The 17913-nt window shown below is 66.9% G+C and carries 14 protein-coding genes and 1 pseudogene; 8 read left to right on the top strand and 7 right to left on the bottom strand.

The genetic code is table 11. From position 1 onward, the window contains the following. Positions 1–142 precede the first annotated feature (142 nt). Both HLA98_RS19610 and HLA98_RS19615 read right to left on the bottom strand, forming a co-directional pair. Positions 143–2248 carry a phosphoglycerol transferase I gene (locus HLA98_RS19610; protein ID WP_057501389.1) on the bottom strand — a complete coding sequence of 702 codons (2106 nt, stop codon included), beginning with the start codon at positions 2246–2248 and terminating at the stop codon, positions 143–145. 244 nt (positions 2249–2492) lie between these two features. Continuing rightward, positions 2493–4139 (bottom strand): annotated as a pseudogene (locus tag HLA98_RS19615) (ABC1 kinase family protein); the annotation flags it as partial. A 206-nt stretch (positions 4140–4345) separates the two neighbouring features. Between HLA98_RS19615 and HLA98_RS19620 the strand changes: the two are divergent. Next, positions 4346–5272: a DUF808 domain-containing protein gene (locus HLA98_RS19620; RefSeq protein ID WP_057501387.1), complete on the top strand. Its 927-nt coding sequence runs from the start codon at positions 4346–4348 to the stop codon at positions 5270–5272. A gap of 107 nt (positions 5273–5379) precedes the next feature. On the opposite strand, the gene HLA98_RS19625 is transcribed toward HLA98_RS19620, so the two are convergent. After that, positions 5380–6918: a GGDEF domain-containing protein gene (locus HLA98_RS19625; protein ID WP_057501386.1), complete on the bottom strand. Its 1539-nt coding sequence runs from the start codon at positions 6916–6918 to the stop codon at positions 5380–5382. A 106-nt stretch (positions 6919–7024) separates the two neighbouring features. On the opposite strand from HLA98_RS19625, the gene HLA98_RS19630 reads away from it, so the two are divergent. The 3 genes from HLA98_RS19630 (at position 7025) to HLA98_RS19640 (ending at position 8946) form a co-directional block, all read left to right on the top strand. Then, positions 7025–7660, top strand: coding sequence for a Rossmann-fold NAD(P)-binding domain-containing protein (locus tag HLA98_RS19630; RefSeq protein ID WP_170272485.1), 636 nt, complete (start codon positions 7025–7027; stop codon positions 7658–7660). After that, positions 7660–8367, top strand: coding sequence for a helix-turn-helix transcriptional regulator (locus HLA98_RS19635; protein ID WP_057501384.1), 708 nt, complete (start codon positions 7660–7662; stop codon positions 8365–8367). Before HLA98_RS19630 ends, HLA98_RS19635 begins: the two co-directional genes overlap by 1 nt. A 192-nt stretch (positions 8368–8559) precedes the next feature. Further along, positions 8560–8946: a VOC family protein gene (locus HLA98_RS19640; protein ID WP_057501383.1), complete on the top strand. Its 387-nt coding sequence runs from the start codon at positions 8560–8562 to the stop codon at positions 8944–8946. A 199-nt stretch (positions 8947–9145) separates the two neighbouring features. On the opposite strand, the gene HLA98_RS19645 is transcribed toward HLA98_RS19640, so the two are convergent. The 4 genes from HLA98_RS19645 to pdhA are packed head-to-tail and all read right to left on the bottom strand — an operon-like array spanning position 9146 to position 13031. Further along, complete coding sequence (locus HLA98_RS19645; RefSeq protein WP_057501382.1) at positions 9146–10537, bottom strand: dihydrolipoamide acetyltransferase family protein; 1392 nt, start codon at positions 10535–10537, stop codon at positions 9146–9148. Next, a complete protein-coding gene (locus HLA98_RS19650) occupies positions 10534–10887 on the bottom strand; it encodes an SH3 domain-containing protein (protein WP_005411349.1) in 354 nt (117 codons plus the stop codon). Before HLA98_RS19650 ends, HLA98_RS19645 begins: the two co-directional genes overlap by 4 nt. 1 nt (position 10888) lies before the next feature. Further along, positions 10889–11956 (bottom strand): alpha-ketoacid dehydrogenase subunit beta, encoded by a 1068-nt coding sequence (locus tag HLA98_RS19655; protein WP_019338598.1) that lies wholly within the window; start codon positions 11954–11956, stop codon positions 10889–10891. Further along, the gene (gene pdhA / locus HLA98_RS19660) at positions 11949–13031 is read right to left on the bottom strand and encodes a pyruvate dehydrogenase (acetyl-transferring) E1 component subunit alpha (RefSeq protein WP_057501381.1); all 1083 of its coding nucleotides are present in this window, start codon (positions 13029–13031) and stop codon (positions 11949–11951) included. Before pdhA ends, HLA98_RS19655 begins: the two co-directional genes overlap by 8 nt. 335 nt (positions 13032–13366) lie before the next feature. Between pdhA and HLA98_RS19665 the strand changes: the two genes are divergently transcribed. The 4 genes from HLA98_RS19665 (at position 13367) to HLA98_RS19680 (ending at position 17892) form a co-directional block, all read left to right on the top strand. Continuing rightward, positions 13367–14242 (top strand): tryptophan 2,3-dioxygenase, encoded by an 876-nt coding sequence (locus HLA98_RS19665; RefSeq protein ID WP_057501380.1) that lies wholly within the window; start codon positions 13367–13369, stop codon positions 14240–14242. Between the two features lie 181 nt (positions 14243–14423). Then, the gene (locus HLA98_RS19670; protein WP_057501379.1) at positions 14424–15923 is read left to right on the top strand and encodes a peptide MFS transporter; all 1500 of its coding nucleotides are present in this window, start codon (positions 14424–14426) and stop codon (positions 15921–15923) included. Between the two features lie 19 nt (positions 15924–15942). Continuing rightward, positions 15943–16548 (top strand): thioredoxin family protein, encoded by a 606-nt coding sequence (locus HLA98_RS19675; protein ID WP_057501378.1) that lies wholly within the window; start codon positions 15943–15945, stop codon positions 16546–16548. A 204-nt stretch (positions 16549–16752) separates the two neighbouring features. Next, positions 16753–17892, top strand: a complete 1140-nt coding sequence (locus HLA98_RS19680; RefSeq protein WP_057501377.1) for a hypothetical protein — start codon at positions 16753–16755, stop codon at positions 17890–17892. Positions 17893–17913 lie beyond the last annotated feature (21 nt).

A 17913-nucleotide genomic window follows, 5' to 3' on the forward strand; every position in this document is an offset into this window, starting at 1 on the left:
GATGCGGCGACCGAGCTTACATGGACGTACTTGCAGCGTCCCCCGCAACCGGACCCACCCCGCCAAACCACGGAATGCACGCTGTTGCCGTTGCTGTTGCTCCGGCTTGTAGCGGGTGCTGGGCGCAGCCCTGCAAAGAACCCTACCCCCGTGGTCGACTGCGCGAGGGCACCAGTGCGAACGTATCCACCGCCAGCTTCTCGGCATGGTTCAACCACGCGCGGATCTCCAGATCATCCACTTCGTGATCCAGCCCGAACGACACGTTGATCTTGCCGTTGGCATCGGGCTGCACCCACTGCTGGGCCAGCACCACCTTGCGCTGCGAGGACACTGCCTCGATCCAGAAACCACGATCCGGGCGCGTACTCGCCACCAGCTGCAGCATGTACTGGCCAGCGCGGGTACGGCGACCCTTCTGGGTGATCATGTGTGCCTGGCGCACGCTCGGGCGCGGGCCCTGGAATGCGTCCAGCGGTGCATCCACGGCAATGCCGCCACGCAGGTCGTTATCGCGGTACAGCTTGATGCCGTTGTCGCGGTTGACCAGCAGGGCGCACCAGTCACCGTCGGCCGAGCCATCCTCGAACGCGGTGCAACGGTCGACGTAGGCCAGGGTGTTGTCCGGGTTGGCATCATCGAACTGGCGCGAGGTGTTTTCCAGATACACGGACTTCAAGCCCCAATCCTTGTCGTACTCCAGCAGCACCGGTGGCTGCACGTGCTGCAGGCCGACCACCACCTGGTCATCGCCATCGATCTTCAGCTCGCGGGTCGGTTCACCCAGCCACAGCGAACGCGCGAAGGCCAGGTACTGCGGGTAATCGCGGCCGCCATCGCGCTGGGTGGCCACGCTGGCGCTGGGCGCGCGCTGGCTATCGATCAGCGAACGGCCAAAGCCCATCGTCTTCAGGTTCGGGTCCAGCAGGCTGAGCAGGGTCGCACCCGAATCCAGGGTGGTGCCGGCGTCGGCGTTGAGCTGCTGCGGGGCGATGCCGTCGCCCAGGAACAGCAGCAGGTTCTCGCGCTTCTGCCGGGTCAGGATGTGGGTCAGATCGTTGGGCATTGCCAGGTGATCGGAGGCGATCACGATCAGCGTGTCCTTGCCGTACGGGCTGGCCTGGATGCGTTCGACCAGCTGCGAGATCAGCCGGTCGCTGCACTTGAGCGCGTTGAGCATGTTGATGTTGCCGTACTGGCTCTGGTAGCGCTCGCCCTTGCACGACACGGGCAGGTGGCCCGCTGGGTGGTGGGTGTCCATGGTGAGCGTGGTGAGCATGAACGGCGAGCCGGCGCGCGAAAGCTGCTCGAAGCGCTGGTAGGCGGTATCCAGCAGCACATCGTCGTGCACGCCCCAGGCCGAGTAGTGGATGCGGCCGATCTTCTTCTGCTGCTTGAACCAGGCGAGGTCATGCACTTCATCGAAGCCGTGGCTGGCCAGGAACTGGCCCTTGCCGGCGAACTGGCCGTTGGCACCACCCAGATAGTGGTTGGTGTAGCCCTGCTGCTTCAGGTAGTCGCCCAGGCATACCGCCTTGGGCAGGAAGCTGCCCATGCGGTCCATGCTGTTCTCATCGCCCTGCGAAGTGGTCAGCGGTACACCGCACATCGACGACACCAGGCCGGCGATGGTCCAGCCGCTGCCTTCGGCCGAGGCCAGCCCGCGCACGTCCAGCGACTTCGTGGCCAGGCGGTTGAGGTTGGGCATCAGGCCCGGGAAAACGTTCTCGTCCAGGTAGGTGCGCTCCAGGCTTTCGCCATAGATCCAGACGATGTTGCGCGGGCGCTGCAGCGGCTGCGTCGGCACCTGGTATTCGGGGGCGATGCGAGCGAAGTCGACCGGGCGCAGCTGCTGGTAGAGGCGTTGGCCGTCGCGGGCCAGCGGGCTGATCAAGATCGTGGCCACCCACACGGCCGCGAAACCAGCAAACAATGGGCCACCGTGGCCGGGTCGCCGCCAGCGCTTCACCCGCGTGGCGAACAGTGGCAGCAGCGAGACCAGCGCCAGCACGATGAAGCCGGCGATATAGCCCTTGAAGTCGGAGATACCGGCGCCTTCCATGTCGGCGCCGAGGTGGTACAGGGTGGCAGCGTTGAGCCCATCACCGGACAGCTTGTCGATCAGCCACCACGCGCTGAGCATGAGCAGCAGCAGCGAGAACGCACCGGCCTTCCACCACACCCATTTGTCGGACGCGAGGAACAACCAGCACAGCAGCAACAACGACAGCAGCAGTATCCAGAGCATAGGCAGCTTCGGCAGTGACGGGGTGGTGGTGATGGACGTCGTACCGACGCGTGTCCATCCGACCGGCGCTGCCACAAGCACATGCACATGACAGGCCGATGACCCGATAGTGCATGCACGAACCTGACTGAAATGTTTGTTGAAATAACGCGCGCGAAATCGCGCTCAGAAGGTAAAACGAGCGTGAAAGGCGCCGTTGGATTGCATTAAAAACCGCATGAATACGAGTGTTTTCGTAGATTCGCTAGCGATGCCCACGCTCTTCGCGTGCCCGCGCACGACGGTCGAACAGCAATGCACTGGTCACGATGCCAAGGCCGAGCACCACGCCGATGAACAACAGGATCAGGGCGATGAGCGGGTAACCGAACAGGTGCCAGCCGGTGTCGATCTTCATCATCATTGCCGCGGCCATGATCAATGCCGCGCTGATGATGCCGGCTGCCACGCGGTTGGCGATCTTCTGCAGGTTTTCCATCAACCGTGATTCTTCCAGGCCGGTCACCTTCATCTGCAGGCGGTTCTCGGCCAGCAGCGCCATGATGTCCGACAGCTTGCGCGGCCCATCGCGCAGCAGCTGCTGCAGCTCCATCGCCTCGCTGGCGAGGTTGGCGGCAGACAGCGATTTCTTCAGGCGTGCGCGCATCACGTGCTGCAGCTGGCGCTCGACGATGCGGCGGGTATCCAGGTCCGGTGCCAGCAAGCGGCATACGGTTTCCAGGTTGAGCAGCGCCTTGCCGAGCAGGCTCAGCTCCGGCGGGGTGCGCAGCCCACAGGCGGTGGCGATGCGCACCATGTCCAGTACCACGCGGCCTTCGGAGAAACTGCCACTGGCCGCATAGCGTGCGATCAGCTGGCCGGTCTCGCGCAGGTAGCGCTCTTCGTCGAACGCCTCCAGCCGCGTGCTGATGCTGATCAGGTCATCGGCTACTTCCTCGCCACGGCCATCGACCGCGGCGAACAGGATCTTCAGCAGGCGCTCGCGCAGGCGCGGCGGCATGTGCGCGACCATGCCCAGATCGAAGATCGCCAGCCGTCCGTCGGGCATCACCCGCAGGTTGCCCGGATGCGGGTCGGCGTGGATCTCGCCATGCACGAAGATCTGGTCCAGGTAGCCGCGGATCAATGCCGCTGCCAATGGGTCCATCGATTGTTCGGTGCGGCGCACATCGGGAATCGCATCCACGCGCACGCCGGTGGCCAGTTCCATGGTCAATACGCGTTGGCTGCTGTAATCCCACAGCGGCTGCGGAATCCACAGGCGGCGGAAGGGCTTCAGGTGCCGACCGAAACGCGCCAGATTCTCCGCCTCGGCGTGGTAGTCCAGCTCCTGCATCAGGGTCTTGGCGAACTCGTTGAGCCAGTCGCGCAGGCGCACGCGGCGACCGACCTGGGTCAGGTGATCGGCCGCCAGCGCGAAGCTGCGCAGTGCCTCCAGGTCCGAGCGCAGTTGTGCAGCCACTTCGGGCTTCTGCACCTTCACCGCTACCTGGCGGCCATCGTGCAGCACCGCCCGATGCACCTGCGCGATCGAGGCACAGCCCAGCGGCTCGGGATCAAATGTGGCGAACAGTTTGTTCACCGGCGCACCCAGCTCCTGTTCGACGATGGCATGGATGCGCTCGACCGGGATCGGCGCCACCTTTTCCTGCATGCGCTCCAGCGCGGTGGCGAACTCCACTGGCACCATGTCCGGGCGGGTGGACAGCATCTGGCCCAGTTTGACGAAGGTCGGCCCCAGGGCCTCCAGGTCGCTGACGAACTGCTCCGGATTGCCGTCGGCGGGCACGTCGGCCTGGTTGCTGGCGGCGTCCAGGTTCATGCCCGAGAACACGCCCGAATGGCGGTAGCGCATCAGCAGGCGCAGGATCTGGCTGCGCCGGTTCATGCCTTTGACCAGCGGGGGATTGCCATTGGCGGTGGGCGGATTGCTCAAGCGGAACTCCATGCGGCGAAGACAGGTAGCGCCGGCCGCTGGCCGGCAATGCCCGGATTCCGCAGTGTCGCCGGGGGGCGGTGGGCACGCGGTGAATCCGACGTCTTCCGCAGTCCACACCGGATCGGTCAGAATCCGCTCATTCCCTCTCTGGACTTCCCATGGCCGGTGCCAGCCTGTTCGCCCTGCTCGACGATATCGCCACCCTCCTCGACGATGTCTCGGTCCTGACCAAGGTCGCGGCGAAGAAAACCGCCGGCGTGCTGGGCGACGACCTGGCGCTGAACGCGCAGCAGGTCACCGGGGTCAACGCCAACCGTGAACTGCCGGTGGTGTGGGCGGTGGCCAAGGGCTCGCTGGTGAACAAGGTGATCCTGGTACCGGCGGCCTTGGCGATCAGCGCGCTGGAAGCGTGGCTGCACAGCCGCGGCTGGAACGTGCCGCTGATCGTGCCGTTGATGATGATCGGCGGCGCGTTCCTGTGCTTTGAGGGCGTTGAGAAACTGGCACATCGCTTCCTGCATTCGTCCGACGACGATGCCGAGCGCCAGGCCGAGCGGCGCAAGGCGCTGGCCGACGCGCAGGTGGACATGGTCGCGTGGGAGAAGGACAAGGTGAAGGGCGCGATCCGCACCGACTTCATCCTCTCGGCCGAGATCATCGTGCTGACCCTTGGCGTGGTCGCCACCGCATCGTTCACCAACCAGCTGGTCACGCTGGCCGTGGTTGCACTGGCGATGACGGTCTTCGTCTATGGGCTGGTGGCGGGCATCGTGAAGCTTGATGACGTCGGCCTGTACCTGTCGCGCAAGGGCGGTGCCATCGCTGCCTTCGGTCGTGGCCTGGTCGCCTCGGCGCCGTGGCTGATGAAGTTCCTGTCGGTGGCCGGCACCATCGCCATGTTCCTGGTCGGCGGCGGCATCCTGGTGCACAACGTGCCGGCGCTGCACCACCCGGTGCAGGCGCTGGGCGGCGAAGGGCAGTGGGGCTGGTTGATCAGTGCTGCGGCCAACATGGTGGTCGGCATCATTGCCGGCGCCATCGTGCTGGCGGCGGTGACCGGGTTCCAGAAGCTGCGCGGGAAGTAGTCACCGGCGGGTTCCCCGGTAGAGGCCGATCTTGGTCGGCGCTTTGTTTCCCACGCGTGCCAACCAAGGTTGGCACCTACCAAAGCGGTTTCCGGTGTACCGAAGAACTACCCCGCCTGCACCCGGTTCTTGCCCTGCCGCTTGGCTGCATACAGCGCGTCATCGGCGCGGCGCAGCAGGGTCTCGGTATCGTCGCCGGGCTGCCATTGGGCCAGCCCGGCGCTGAAGTGCACCGGCACGCGCTGGTCCTGCACGGTCAGCACGCGGTGCGCCAGCGAGCGCTGCAGGCGCTGTACGGTGGCCATGCTGTCGGCGCCCTGGGTTTCCGGCAGCACCAGCACGAACTCGTCGCCACCCAGCCGTGCGATGCCGTCGGTGGCGCGCAGCAGCAGCTTGCACACGGCCACCAGATGTTGCAGCAGCGCATCACCGCCAGCGTGGCCATACGTATTGTTGGTCTGGTGGAAATCATCCAGGTCGATCACCGCCACGCCCAGCGGTGAGTTGTTGCGTGCGGCACGCGCCAGTTCACGCTGCAGCAGTTCGTCCAGGCCGCGACGGTTCAGTGCCTGGGTCAGCGGATCGACGCGCGCCAGGTCACCGGCGGCACGCAGCTCCTGTTCCAGCTCGGCGATGCGCTGTTCAGCGCGCTCCACTTCCTGCCGCGCGCTGGCCAGATGATCGCGTGCCTGCGCGGCCTGCTGCTGTACCTTGCCGGTGTCGCGCATCACGTCCTGCAGCAGCTGGTTGAGATCGGCGATGCTGCGCGCTTCGCGCAGCTGCAGTGCGTAGCTGCCGATGCGGTCGTGGTACTCACCGGTGCTGGTGGCCATGCCATCCATGCGCTCGATGAACTCGCCCATCAACCCGCGCATCGCCGCCTTCGAATCGTCGATGCCCTGGCGCAGCAGGCCCTGCTTGTAGATCACTTCGCGCAGTTCAGCGCGGGTACGCTCGACCGCTTCAGCTTCCAGCGGCCCGTCCAGCAGCTGGCGAACTGCGGCGATCTGGCCCTGCAGCCAGCTGCGGTCGTCCAGCAACTCACTCACGTTTTCCAACAGCAGCGCGAACAGCTCCAGCAGCAGTGCCTGCTGCTCCTGCCAGCTCTCGGCGCGCACGCCGACCTGGTGGCCGAGTTCGCGCACGCCCTGTTCGATCGGTTCCAGTGCGGTACCCGGCTGCCACTGGCGCAGGCGCGTGGCCAGGGCCTGCGCCTGTTCGCGTAGATCCGGGTCGTGCTGCAGCAGGGCCACCACGGCGCCACCCAGCAGCAGCCGCAGCTGCTCGGACAGGCGCAGGCTTTCCGGCTGCCCATCTGGCGAATGCTGTTCGATGGTGCGGATGTACTTGTCGATCAACTGCCGCATGGCGCGCCCGTAGCGCGGCCAATCGGCGCTGGCCTGCGCCGACTGCAGGCGGTCGCCCATGTCGCCCAGTTCGCCGGGCAGGGTGGCCATGCCGTTGGCGAACGCCGCCAGCAGCGGCTCGGGCGCGTCGGCGCCGGCGAACAGCTGCTGCAGGGCTACGCCACCGCCGCCCTGCAATACCACGCGGTCGCCCAGCCCATCGTCCACCACCGCGCGCACGCGTGCCGGCGGCCCAAGGGCGGTACCGGGGGCAGGGCGGTGGTCGGGCTGGTCCGTCATGGAGCGAATCCTGGGGGCTGGCAGGGGCTGGTTCCAGCATATCGGCGCGGCCGCCGACGGCTTGAACGGCTAGGATGGGCGACAGAATGCCGCAGTGGAGGTGGTGATGCGCGTGATGTTGCTGGGGGCGACCGGCCTGGTCGGCGGGCTGACCCTGCCCAGGCTGTTGGATGACCCGCGCTGCAGCGCCGTGGTGGCGCCCACGCGCCGCCCGTTGGGCGTGACCGACGGGAAGCTGGAGAACCCGGTGCTGGCCTTCGATACGCTGCCCGCCGTAGCTGGGTGGGCGCGCGTGGACGCGGTCATCTGTGCGCTCGGCAGCACCATTGCCCAGGCTGGCAGCCGCGAGGCTTTCCATCGCATCGACCATGATTACCCGCTGGCGTTCGCCCGGCTGGCGCAGGCACAGGGTGCACAGACTTATGTGCTGAATTCCGCGGCCGGCGCCAATCCACAGTCGTCGATCTTCTACAGCCGGGTGAAGGGCGAGCTGGAGCGTGACCTGCGCGCGCTGGGCTTCAACGCGTTGACCCTGGTCCGCCCAGGGCTGATCGGGGGCGAGCGCAACGAGGTGCGTCGTGGCGAGCACCTGGCCCTGACGGTGTTGGGTGCATTGGGGCCGGTGTTGCCACGGGCGTGGCGGATCAACCCGGCCAGCGAGATCGCCAAGGCACTGGTCGAGGCCGCGCTGGCCCCGCAACCGGGTGAGCACGTGGTGGCATCGGGCGCACTGGTCGGCTGATGTCGCGTGCGCTGCGCCTGACACAGCTTCAACAGCTGCTGCGCCGCCATCGGAGGCCGGTGGCCGGGCAGGTGTTGGCCGACGCGCTGGGCATCAGTCTGCGCACGCTGTACCGCGATATCGAGACGCTGCGCGAGCAGGGCGCTGACCTGCGCGGCGAGGCCGGCGTCGGCTACCAGCTGGCGCCGAGCGATACCCTGCCACCGATGACGCTGCCCCCGGCCGAGATTGACGCGTTGGTGCTGGGCCTGCGCTGGGTTGCCGCGCGCACCGAGCCGGCGCTGGCCGAGGCCGCGCGTGATGCCCTGGCGCGTATCGCGCATGTGCTGCCAGCCGCGCGCCGGGAAGCCTTACGTGACAGTGGCCTGCGGGTGGGCCCTTCGCGTGCGGCGGCCAAGGTTCCCCCAGCTCGTCTGCAGGCAGTGCGAGAGGCTGTCGGTTCACAGCAGCGCCTGAAGTTCGGCTACGAGGACGCGCACGGCCAGCGCAGCGAGCGCATCGTCTGGCCGTTCGCGCTGGGCTACTTCGATGAGGTGCCGATGCTGGCGGCGTGGTGCGAGCGCCGCGAGGATTTCCGCCATTTCCGTCTGGACCGCATCCGCCAGGCGCGTGTGCTGGAGGATCACTACCTCGTGCCACGCGCCACCCTGCTGCGACGCTGGCAGAAGGCGCAGGGCATCGCGCCGGACTGGCTGGATCGCTCATGACCACAGCAACAGCCGGGATCCGGGGCGTGTAGAGTCGACTGTTAGTCGATTATCGCGCGCAGCGCGGAGTTTTAGGCAGGTTGAGGGAAGAGCAGTCGACTAACAGTCGACTCTACCGACAGTCGACTCTACTGACAGAATCTGTCAGCAGGGCCGTACCACCATAAGCGCTCCCAACAACGGAGCTTCCCCATGTTCACGCCCAGCACCCTGCTGCAGTACGTGCGCGACGTCGCCGCCAGCGCCACCTTCTACAGCGGCATTCTCGGTAGACCGCCGGTCGAGCAGTCGCCCGGATTTGCCCTGTTCCTGCTCGGCGATGGCGCCGCACTGGGCTTGTGGCAGCGCGATGACGTGCAACCGCGGGTGTCTGCGCAGGCCGGCGCCGCCGAACTGGCGATGGTGGTCGCAAACCCCGAGGCCGTGCAGAAGATGCACGATGCGTGGCGTGGGCTCGGCGTGCAGATCCTGCAGGCGCCGGTGACGCTGGAGTTCGGTCACACCTTCGTCGGGGCAGATCCTGATGGCCACCGCCTACGTGTGTACAGCCGCGCCGAGGGCTTGGTCGCGCGCGATTGATCGCATGCGTTCTGTAGAGCCGAGCCGATGCTCGGCTGCTTCATGCCCTCATCCACGCGTGGCGTGGATCTACTGAAAAGCAGCCGGGCATGGCTCGGCTCTACAGTAGAGCAGGCACAAAAAAACGCCGGGCAATGCCCGGCGTTCTTTCCACGTCATGTGCCAACCAACGGTTGGCACCCACCGATCAGGTGGCCGATCAGCTGGCCAGCGCCAGGTCGTCCATCATTGCGCGCAGGAAGCGCGCCGCTTCGCCGCCGGTGGCCGCGCGGTGGTCGAAGGTGACCGACAGCGGGATCACCTTGTGCGCTTCCACGCCGCCCATCACCGGGGTCATCTGGTGGCGGGCACGGCCGGCACCAACGATGGCCACGCACGGCGGCACCACGACCGGGGTCGCGTAGCGGCCGGCGAACATGCCGAAGTTGGACAGCGAGATGGTGTAGCCACTCAGTTCCGAAGCGGCGATCGAACGCGATTCCACCTGCTCGCGCAGACGGTTGACGCCTTCGCGGATGCCGCGTGCATCCAGCATGTCGGCATTGCGCAGGGCCGGCACGAACAGGCCGTCGTCGGTGTCCACGGCGATGCCGATGTCGACTTGGGCATGCAGGGTGCGGGTCAACGCTTCACCGTCGAACCAGGCGTTCATCGCCGGCACCTTCTGAGCGGCGACCACGATCGAACGCACCAGGCGCGCGGTGACGTCGTTGCCCGGTAGCCAGGCGTGGATGTCGGCGTCGTCGTTCAGCGTGGTCGGCACCACCTTGCTGTGCGCATCGGCCATCACGCGGGCCATGTTGCGGCGCACACCCTTCAGCGGTTCCGGCTGGCCCTTGGCGACTACGCCCGGCGGCTGGGTGCGCATCGGCTTGCCGGTGGCGGACAGCGGGGTGCGGGCTTCGCTCTGCACCGGGGCGGACACCTGCGCCGGGGCCGGCGCGGCATACGCGGCGGCAGCGACCGGCGCCGGAGCAGCGCCGAGCTTGGCGCTGCCGTTGGCGGCGGCCTGCTTGACGTCGGCCATGGTGACCGCGCCATCGGTGCCGGTAGCGGCTACGCGGCTCAGGTCCACGCCCAGCTTGCGCGCCATCGCACGCACGGCCGGGACGGCCTTGACGCCACCGACGGCCAGCGCCTGTTCGGCATGCACGGCATTGGAGCTCTGCATGGCGCCGACCACGGTACCGGCGTCGTCACGCTCGGCGGCGGCCGGCTTGGCTTCCTCCGCAGCGACCGGCGCAGCCGGCAGCGGCGGCGGGGTCGGTGCGGCAGCCGGCGCCGCCGGTGCGGCGTGACCGTGGCTGTGGCCGGTGTCCTGGCCATCGGCGCGCTGCGGCAGGTTCGGGTCCAGTTCGAAGCTGGCCAGCACCGAGCCGGTCGGGATGATGTCGCCGGCGGCGCCGGACAGCTTCAGCACCTTCCCGGAGAACGGCGAGGGCACTTCCACCACAGCCTTGGCGGTCTCCATCGACACCAGCGGCTCGTCCAGCTTGATCACATCGCCTTCCTTGACGAACCACTCGACGATGGTCGCGTCCGGCAGGCCTTCGCCCAGGTCGGGCAGGTTGAAGTTCTTGGTCTGGCTCATTTGCAGTTCTCTTCCAGCAGTTCCAGTTCGCGGGCCGGCAGCCAACCCGTCGCGCCATTGGCGCGCTCGGACCACCACCACCCGCCGTGTTCGTGATGAAGCTTCACCATCTCGCCGCTTTCCACATCCAGCTCGCGGGCGTCGTAGTCGCACAGGGCTTCGGCGCGACCCTCGTCCAGCAGCTGCAACCAGGCGATGGGCGCCCATCCAGCGCGCCCATCGTTGGTGCGTACCCAGGCAAACGCCGGCCATTCCTCGTCACGGACACCTACTTCGACGATCTGGCCGGTGTGGAACCGGAGCGGGTTGGGATACTGGCTGCGGTAAGCCCCCAGAAGGCGGGCCCGCATGTCAGCCGGCCGCCACCGCGCGCTTGGCCGCAGCCACGATCCGCTCAACGCTCGGCAGGTACTTCATTTCCAGGCGGAACAGCGGAATGTGGGTGTCATAGCCAGTGACGCGCTCGACCGGGGCCAGCAGGTCGTAGATCGATTCCTCGGCCAGGCGCGCGGCGATCTCGGCGCCGAAGCCCGCGGTCTTCGGGGCCTCCTGCACGATCACGCAGCGGCCGGTCTTGGCCACCGATTCGGCGATGGTGGCGAAGTCCAGCGGGCGCAGCGTGGCCACGTCGATGACTTCGGCACTGATGCCTTCACCGGCCAGCTTGTCGGCCGCTTCCAGCGCTTCCTTCACCTGCGCGCCCCAGGTCACCAGGGTCACGTCGGTGCCGTCGCGCAGCACGAAGCAGACGTCCAGCGGCAAGGCTTCGCCGTCGTTGACGACCACTTCCTTGTACTGGCGGTAGATGCGCTTGGGCTCCATGTAGATCACCGGATCCGGCTCGCGGATCGCGGCCAGCAGCAGGCCGTAGGCACGCTGCGGCGACGACGGCAGCACCACGCGCAGGCCCGGCACGTTGGTGAAGATCGCCTCGTTGGCTTCGCTGTGGTGTTCCGGCGCGCGGATGCCGCCGCCCCACGGCACGCGCAGCACCATCGGGCAGTGCAGACGGCCACGGGTGCGGTAACGCAGCCGGGCGGCGTGGCAGACGATATGGTCGACCATCGGGTACATGAAGCCATCGAACTGGGCTTCGGCCACCGGCTTCATGCCCTGCGCGGCAAGACCAATCGTCAGGCCGGCGATGGTGGTTTCGTCCAGCGGGGTGTCGAGGATGCGCTCGGAGCCGAAGCGCTGCTGCAGGCCGGCGGTGGCGCGGAACACGCCGCCGTTGACGCCCACGTCTTCGCCCAGCACCAGCACCGACGGGTCGTGTTCCAGCTCCCAGGCCAACGCCTGGGTGATGGCTTCGATGAGGGTGATCGGGGTGGTGGTCATGCTCTCTTCTCCGCGCGCGACCGCAGCGCTGTCGGCGGCGTTGGTGTGCGCGCCGGGCGCGCCGTTCTTGATCTCATCCATGGCGCTTCTCCAGGGCGATCGCCTGGGCACGCTGGGCCAGCAGGTCCGGCGGCGGATCGGCATACAGGAAGTCGAACATCGCCTCGACCGGCTGCACCGGCGTGTTGAGGTACAGGTTCACTTCCTCGTCCACGCGCGTGCCGCACTCGGCGACCCAGGCGGCTTCCTCGTCTTCGCTCCACACACCGGCGTTGATCAGGTACTTGCGCAGGCGCAGCATCGGCTCGCGCTGCCACGCATCCTTCACTTCAGCGTCGTCGCGGTAGCGGCGCGCGTCATCGGCGGTGGTGTGGTCGGACAGGCGGTAGGTCATCAGTTCCAGCACGGTGCCACCGTCGCCGGCCAGCGCACGCTCGCGCGCCTGCTCCATTGCCGCCAGCACGGCGATCAGGTCGTTGCCGTCCACCTGCAGGCAGTGCAGGCCGCCGGCCAGGCCCTTCTGCGCCAGCGTTTCGGCACCGGTCTGGGCCGAACGCGGGACCGAGATGGCCCAACCGTTGTTAACGATGCACAGGATCAGCGGGAGCTTGTAGGCGCCGGCCGAATTCAGTGCCGCGTAGAAGTCGGTCTTGGAGCTGCCGCCGTCGCCGCACACGGCCACCGCGATCTGCGCTTCCTTGTTGAGCTTGAACTTCAGCGCCGCGCCCGCGGCATGCAGGCACTGGGTGGAGATCGGCACGCAGAACGGGAAATCCTTGGCCGCGTTGCCGCCGTAATCATTGCCGCGTTCGTCGCCGCCCCAGTACATCAGCACGTCGTGCGGGCGCACGCCACGCATGAACATCGCGCCATACTCGCGGTACGAAGGCGCGAACACGTCGTCCTTCTGCATCGCAGCGCCGATACCCACGTGCGAGGCTTCGTGGCCCAGGCAGGCGGCGTAGGTGCCGAGCTTGCCGGTGCGCTGCAGCGCGATGGATTTGCTGTCGAACGTACGTACGAACAGCATCTGCTTGAACAGCGGTACCAGGACCTTGGGGTCGCGCAGCGACGCGGGCAGGTCATCGCGGACGAGCGTGCCGTCCGTATCCAGGTACTGCAGGTATTCGATCTTGAATTCAGCGGCAACCGTCATTGCGTACTGCACCTTCGACAGAGAAGTTACAAATGATATGAATCGCCATGTTAAGGAACGCGTACGGAATAGCCTTCCTGCGCCGCAACACGGCGATTCCCCGTTTTACCCCTGCCGGCGGGTGGGGGGCCAATAACAACAACGTATTCAGTCGTTGCTGCAAAGCATCAGAATACGCCTCTGGCTGACCGCCAGTACAACGGCCTGGACGGTTCCACGCGCAGGCCCGGGATCGGCCGATGCTCCACGGCCAACCGCACGCCCGGGTATGGACCCGGCGGCTGCCAGCGCGGCGGCAACGCGCTACCCTTGCCGCCCCCGATCTGGTCCCGCCCATGTCCGTCGACAACAACCAACGCGATCTCGAAGCCGGCATCCACACCGACCTGCAGGGACGCCTGACCTACGGCGGCTACCTGCGGCTGGACCAGCTGCTCAGCGCGCAGCAGCCGCTGTCCAACCCGCCGCACCATGACGAGATGCTCTTCATCATCCAGCACCAGACCTCGGAGCTGTGGCTGAAGCTGCTGGGCCATGAGCTGCGTGCCGCAATCGGCTTCCTGCAGCGCGATGAAGTCTGGCAGTGCCGCAAGGTGCTGGCGCGCAGCAAGCAGGTGCTGCGCCAGCTGACCGAGCAGTGGTCGGTGCTGGAAACGCTGACGCCGTCCGAGTACATGGGCTTCCGCGACGTGCTGGGCCCGTCGTCGGGCTTCCAGTCGCTGCAGTACCGCTACATCGAGTTCCTGCTGGGCAACAAGAACGCGCAGATGCTGCAGGTGTTCGAGCACGATGCGGCCGGGCAGGCGCAGCTGCGCACCGTGCTGGAGGCGCCCAGCCTGTACGAGGAATTCCTGAAGTACCTGGCCCGCTTCGGCCATGCCGTGCCGGCGGTCTACGAGGCCCATGACTGGACCCAGCCGCACGTGGCCGACGACGCACTGCAGCCGGTCTTCGAGCGCATCTACCAGGACACCGACCGCTACTGGCGCGAATACGCGCTGTGCGAGGACCTGGTGGACCTGGAGACCGCCTTCCAGCTGTGGCGATTCCGACACATGCGCACGGTGATGCGGGTGATCGGCTTCAAGCGCGGCACCGGTGGCTCGTCCGGCGTGGGCTTCCTGGCCAAGGCATTGGAGCTGACTTTCTTCCCCGAACTGTTCCAGGTGCGCACCAGCCTGCAGGCCGCGCCCCCGGCAGAGCTGGGCTGACCCCCATTCAGCTTGGATCCCGGCCGGCGGCTGGATCGTTTCAGATGCAAGTTCAGGGAGCAGGCTGCCACCTGCCTCAAACGGCGTGTATTTGACGTGAACGCCAGAAGTCGGTGATCCTCGCGCGTTGCTCCAACTGCACACCGGACGTGCTCGTCATCCACCGAACCAGGAAATCCGCATGAGCCTAAACGCCACTGCGAACACCCCAGAGCCGGCGCTGCCGGACTTCAAGACCACGATGGGCCATCCGCGTCCGTTGTGGATGCTGTTCATGACCGAGTTCTGGGAGCGCTTTGCGTTCTATGGCATCCGCTGGGCCTTGGTGCTGTACATCGTTGCCCAGTTCTACAACGGCAGCGCTGCCGGTGAAGGCGACGCCAGCCGCATCTACGGCGCCTACCTGGCCCTGGTGTATGCCGCAGCGATCTTCGGCGGCTACGTGGCCGACCGGGTACTGGGCTACCAGCGCTCGATCCTGACCGGCGCGATCATCATGGCCGCTGGCCTGTTCATGATCTCGCTGCCGCAGGAGCACATCTTCAAGCTCGGCCTGGCCACGATCATCGTCGGCAACGGCCTGTTCAAGCCGAACATCTCGACCATGGTCGGCAAGCTGTACGGCCTGAAGGACGAGCGCCGCGACTCGGGCTTCACCATCTTCTACATGGGCATCAACATCGGCGCGATGATCGCCCCGGTGCTGACCGAGTACCTGGCCCGCAAGGTCTTCGGTACCGATGCAATGCCGTCCTACAAGGTCGTGTTCATCGCCTCCGGCGTGGGCATGCTGATCTCGCTGGTGTGGTTCTACATCGGTCGCGCCGGCCTGAAGGGCATCGGTGCACCGCCGGCCGGTGCTGAAGGTTTCGGCCGCATCATCATGGTGCTGGTCGGTGCCGTGGTCGCCATCCCGGTTGCGTACTTCCTGCTGGCCACCGGCGCCACCGCGCTGGCCTGGATCCTGGGCGCGATGTTCACCGCGCTGGCCATCCTGCTGCTGGTCGAGGGCATCCGCGAGGGCAAGGTGCAGCGCGATCGCGTGATCGCCATGCTGATCATCTTCGCCTTCAACGTGATGTTCTGGATGTTCTTCGAGCAGGCCGGCAGCTCGTTCACCTTCCTCGCCGAGAACATCGTCAACCGCCAGTTCGGTGACTGGACCTTCCCGACCGCGTGGTTCCAGTCGGTCAACTCGGTGGCCATCATCACCCTGGCACCGATCATCGCCTGGATCTGGGTGGCCATGGGCCGTGCCAATCCGTCCATCCCGCGCAAGTTCGGCCTGGGCCTGCTGTTCAACGGCGCCGCGTTCGCGCTGTTGATGTTCGCCCTGTCGCAGATGGTCGTGGACGGCAAGATCCCGTTCTGGACCCTGTTCATGGTCTACGTCATCCAGTCCGTGGGTGAGCTGTGCCTGTCGCCGATCGGCCTGTCGATGGTCACCAAGCTGGCCCCGGTGCGTCTGGTCGGCTTCGGCATGGGTGGCTGGTTCCTGTCCACCGGCATCGGCAACAACCTGTCGGGCATCTTCGCTGGCGTGGTCAGTGGTGAAGGTGGCATGACGGTCGAGTCGGCCCTGAAGGGGTATACCTTCGGGTTCTGGGCCCTGATCGGCTCCGGCGTGGTGCTGTTCCTGGTTGCCCCGCTGATCAACAAGCTGATGCACGGCGTCAAGTAATGATGAGAGGGTAGAAGGCATGCGTAGCAAGCTCGGTACTGCGGTAGTGGTGGTCTGTGCGGCGCTGATCGGCGCCTGTTCCCAACCGCAACCGCCTGCCGCCGCCGAGCCTACGCAGCCCCTGGATACCCGACCCACCGAGCCACCGGTCGCTGACCCCAGCGAACCGGTGGCCTCGGGCAACACCCCGGTGGCGGCGGATATCGCCGCCATCGCCGGGCTCGGCGCGCAGTTCGACCCGGCCCGCGACCCCGCCGACGATCTGGCCACCGCCAAGGTGGAAGCCCAGCGCGGCAAGAAGCGCATCCTGCTCGAGGTCGGCAACGCCGCCTGCGATCGCTGCCGGGCGCTGGACGAGGTGGTGGAAGGCAACGGCGACCTGCGCCGCTTCCGCGACGCCCACTACGTGTGGGTGAAGGTCAACGCCAGCGACGAACAACCCAACACCGCCTTCTTCGCCCAGTTCCCGATGATGGAGCGCGACTACCCGTACCTGCTGGTGCTCGATGCCGACGGCGGACTGCTGGTATCGCAGGCCACCGGAGAGCTGCGCAAGGGCGAAGCCTTCCAGCCCGCGCGCGTGACCGCATTCCTGAAGCAGTGGGCGCCTGACAAACCGGAATAGGGGTAGCGCCGGCCGCTGGCCGGCAAGCTCTGGTGGGTGCCGACCGTTGGTCGGCACTGATGTCGGGTCGCATCCACGCATGGCGTGGATCTAGTGTGGTTGCGGTCACATTCCCGGAATCGGCATCTCAATATCGCAACGTGCTCGCCGTTACCGGCAAGGACCTCAGTCGACATCCCGTCGATGCAACCTTCCGGAACGCCCATGCACAGCGACCACGCCGAACGACTGCCCGAACCCGCCCGTGAGTTGGCCGAGGGTGGAGCAGGCGAGGGCGTAACCTTGCCGCCGCAGGAGGTGCTGCTGGATGACGCCGGTACCGGCGAGGACAGCGTTGAACTGGCCCCGCCGCGCCATCGCCTGCCGCAGATCGCGCTGCCCGACAACGTGGTGCTGAAGGGGGCGGTGCAGAAGCTGGTCGAGCAGAAGTCCCGGCTTGATGCGCTGGCCGCCGACGGTCAGCTGGCCGGGCTGCTGCCGCCCGAATGGCAGGGGCACGGCGTGCGTGCGATCGAGCTGTCCACCTTCATCCAGGGCGTGCTGCCGTTCCTGCAACCCGGCGAACGTGGCGAAACCGCGCCCGCGCGCCTGCCGGTGCGCCACGTTCTGGGAGACGACAGCCGCTGGGGCCTGGACGATGTCGCCGAACCGAAATCGCTGGCCTGGTACCTGGCCAGCGACGAACGCGCCACCGCTGGCAGCAAGGACGTGGCCGAGGCCTGTCTGGTGGGTGCGCTGGGACTGGCGTGGATGCAGGAAGGGCGCAGCCGCCCCGGCTTCCTGCGCGCGATGGGCCAGGACAGCCTGGCCGCGCGGGTGACCATGCTCGGCTACCCGCCGGCCAACGAACTGGCGCTGTACAGCGTCACCGCACATGGGCAGCAACAGATCTGGTGCGTGCATGGCCGCCGTCGCATGCGCCCGCTGGTGGCGCCGTGGCTGAGCGTGCCGGTGCTGACCGCGTATGGCGTGCCGGCGCCGGTCGCGTGGCCGTCCAGTTTCCCGCCGGTGGAGGCCGTGGCCGAGCTGCTGGCGACCGCACGGCAGGGGCGCGCACTGCCGGAAGTGGACCTGGCCAAGGCGGTGGCGAAGATCGCCGAAGATGCCGCATCCAACGCCTGGCAACCGGTCAGCCTGCTGCAGCTCAATACCTGGTCACCGCGTTGGCATTTCTTCCTGGGCACCTTCGTCGGCCTGCCGTCGCTGCTCCTGGTGGCGGCGGCGCTGGCGCTGCCGGGGGCGGTCGAAGCAGCCACGGTTGCGGCCTCGCTCGGCTTCGCCGGCGGTGCCATTGCAGCACTGGCCGTGCCGTGGATCCATGCACGGCGCAAGCATCTGAGTTGAAAAAAGGGACGGAGGGGATTA

Source organism: Stenotrophomonas africana, assembly GCF_013004645.1.
Lineage (GTDB): Bacteria > Pseudomonadota > Gammaproteobacteria > Xanthomonadales > Xanthomonadaceae > Stenotrophomonas > Stenotrophomonas africana.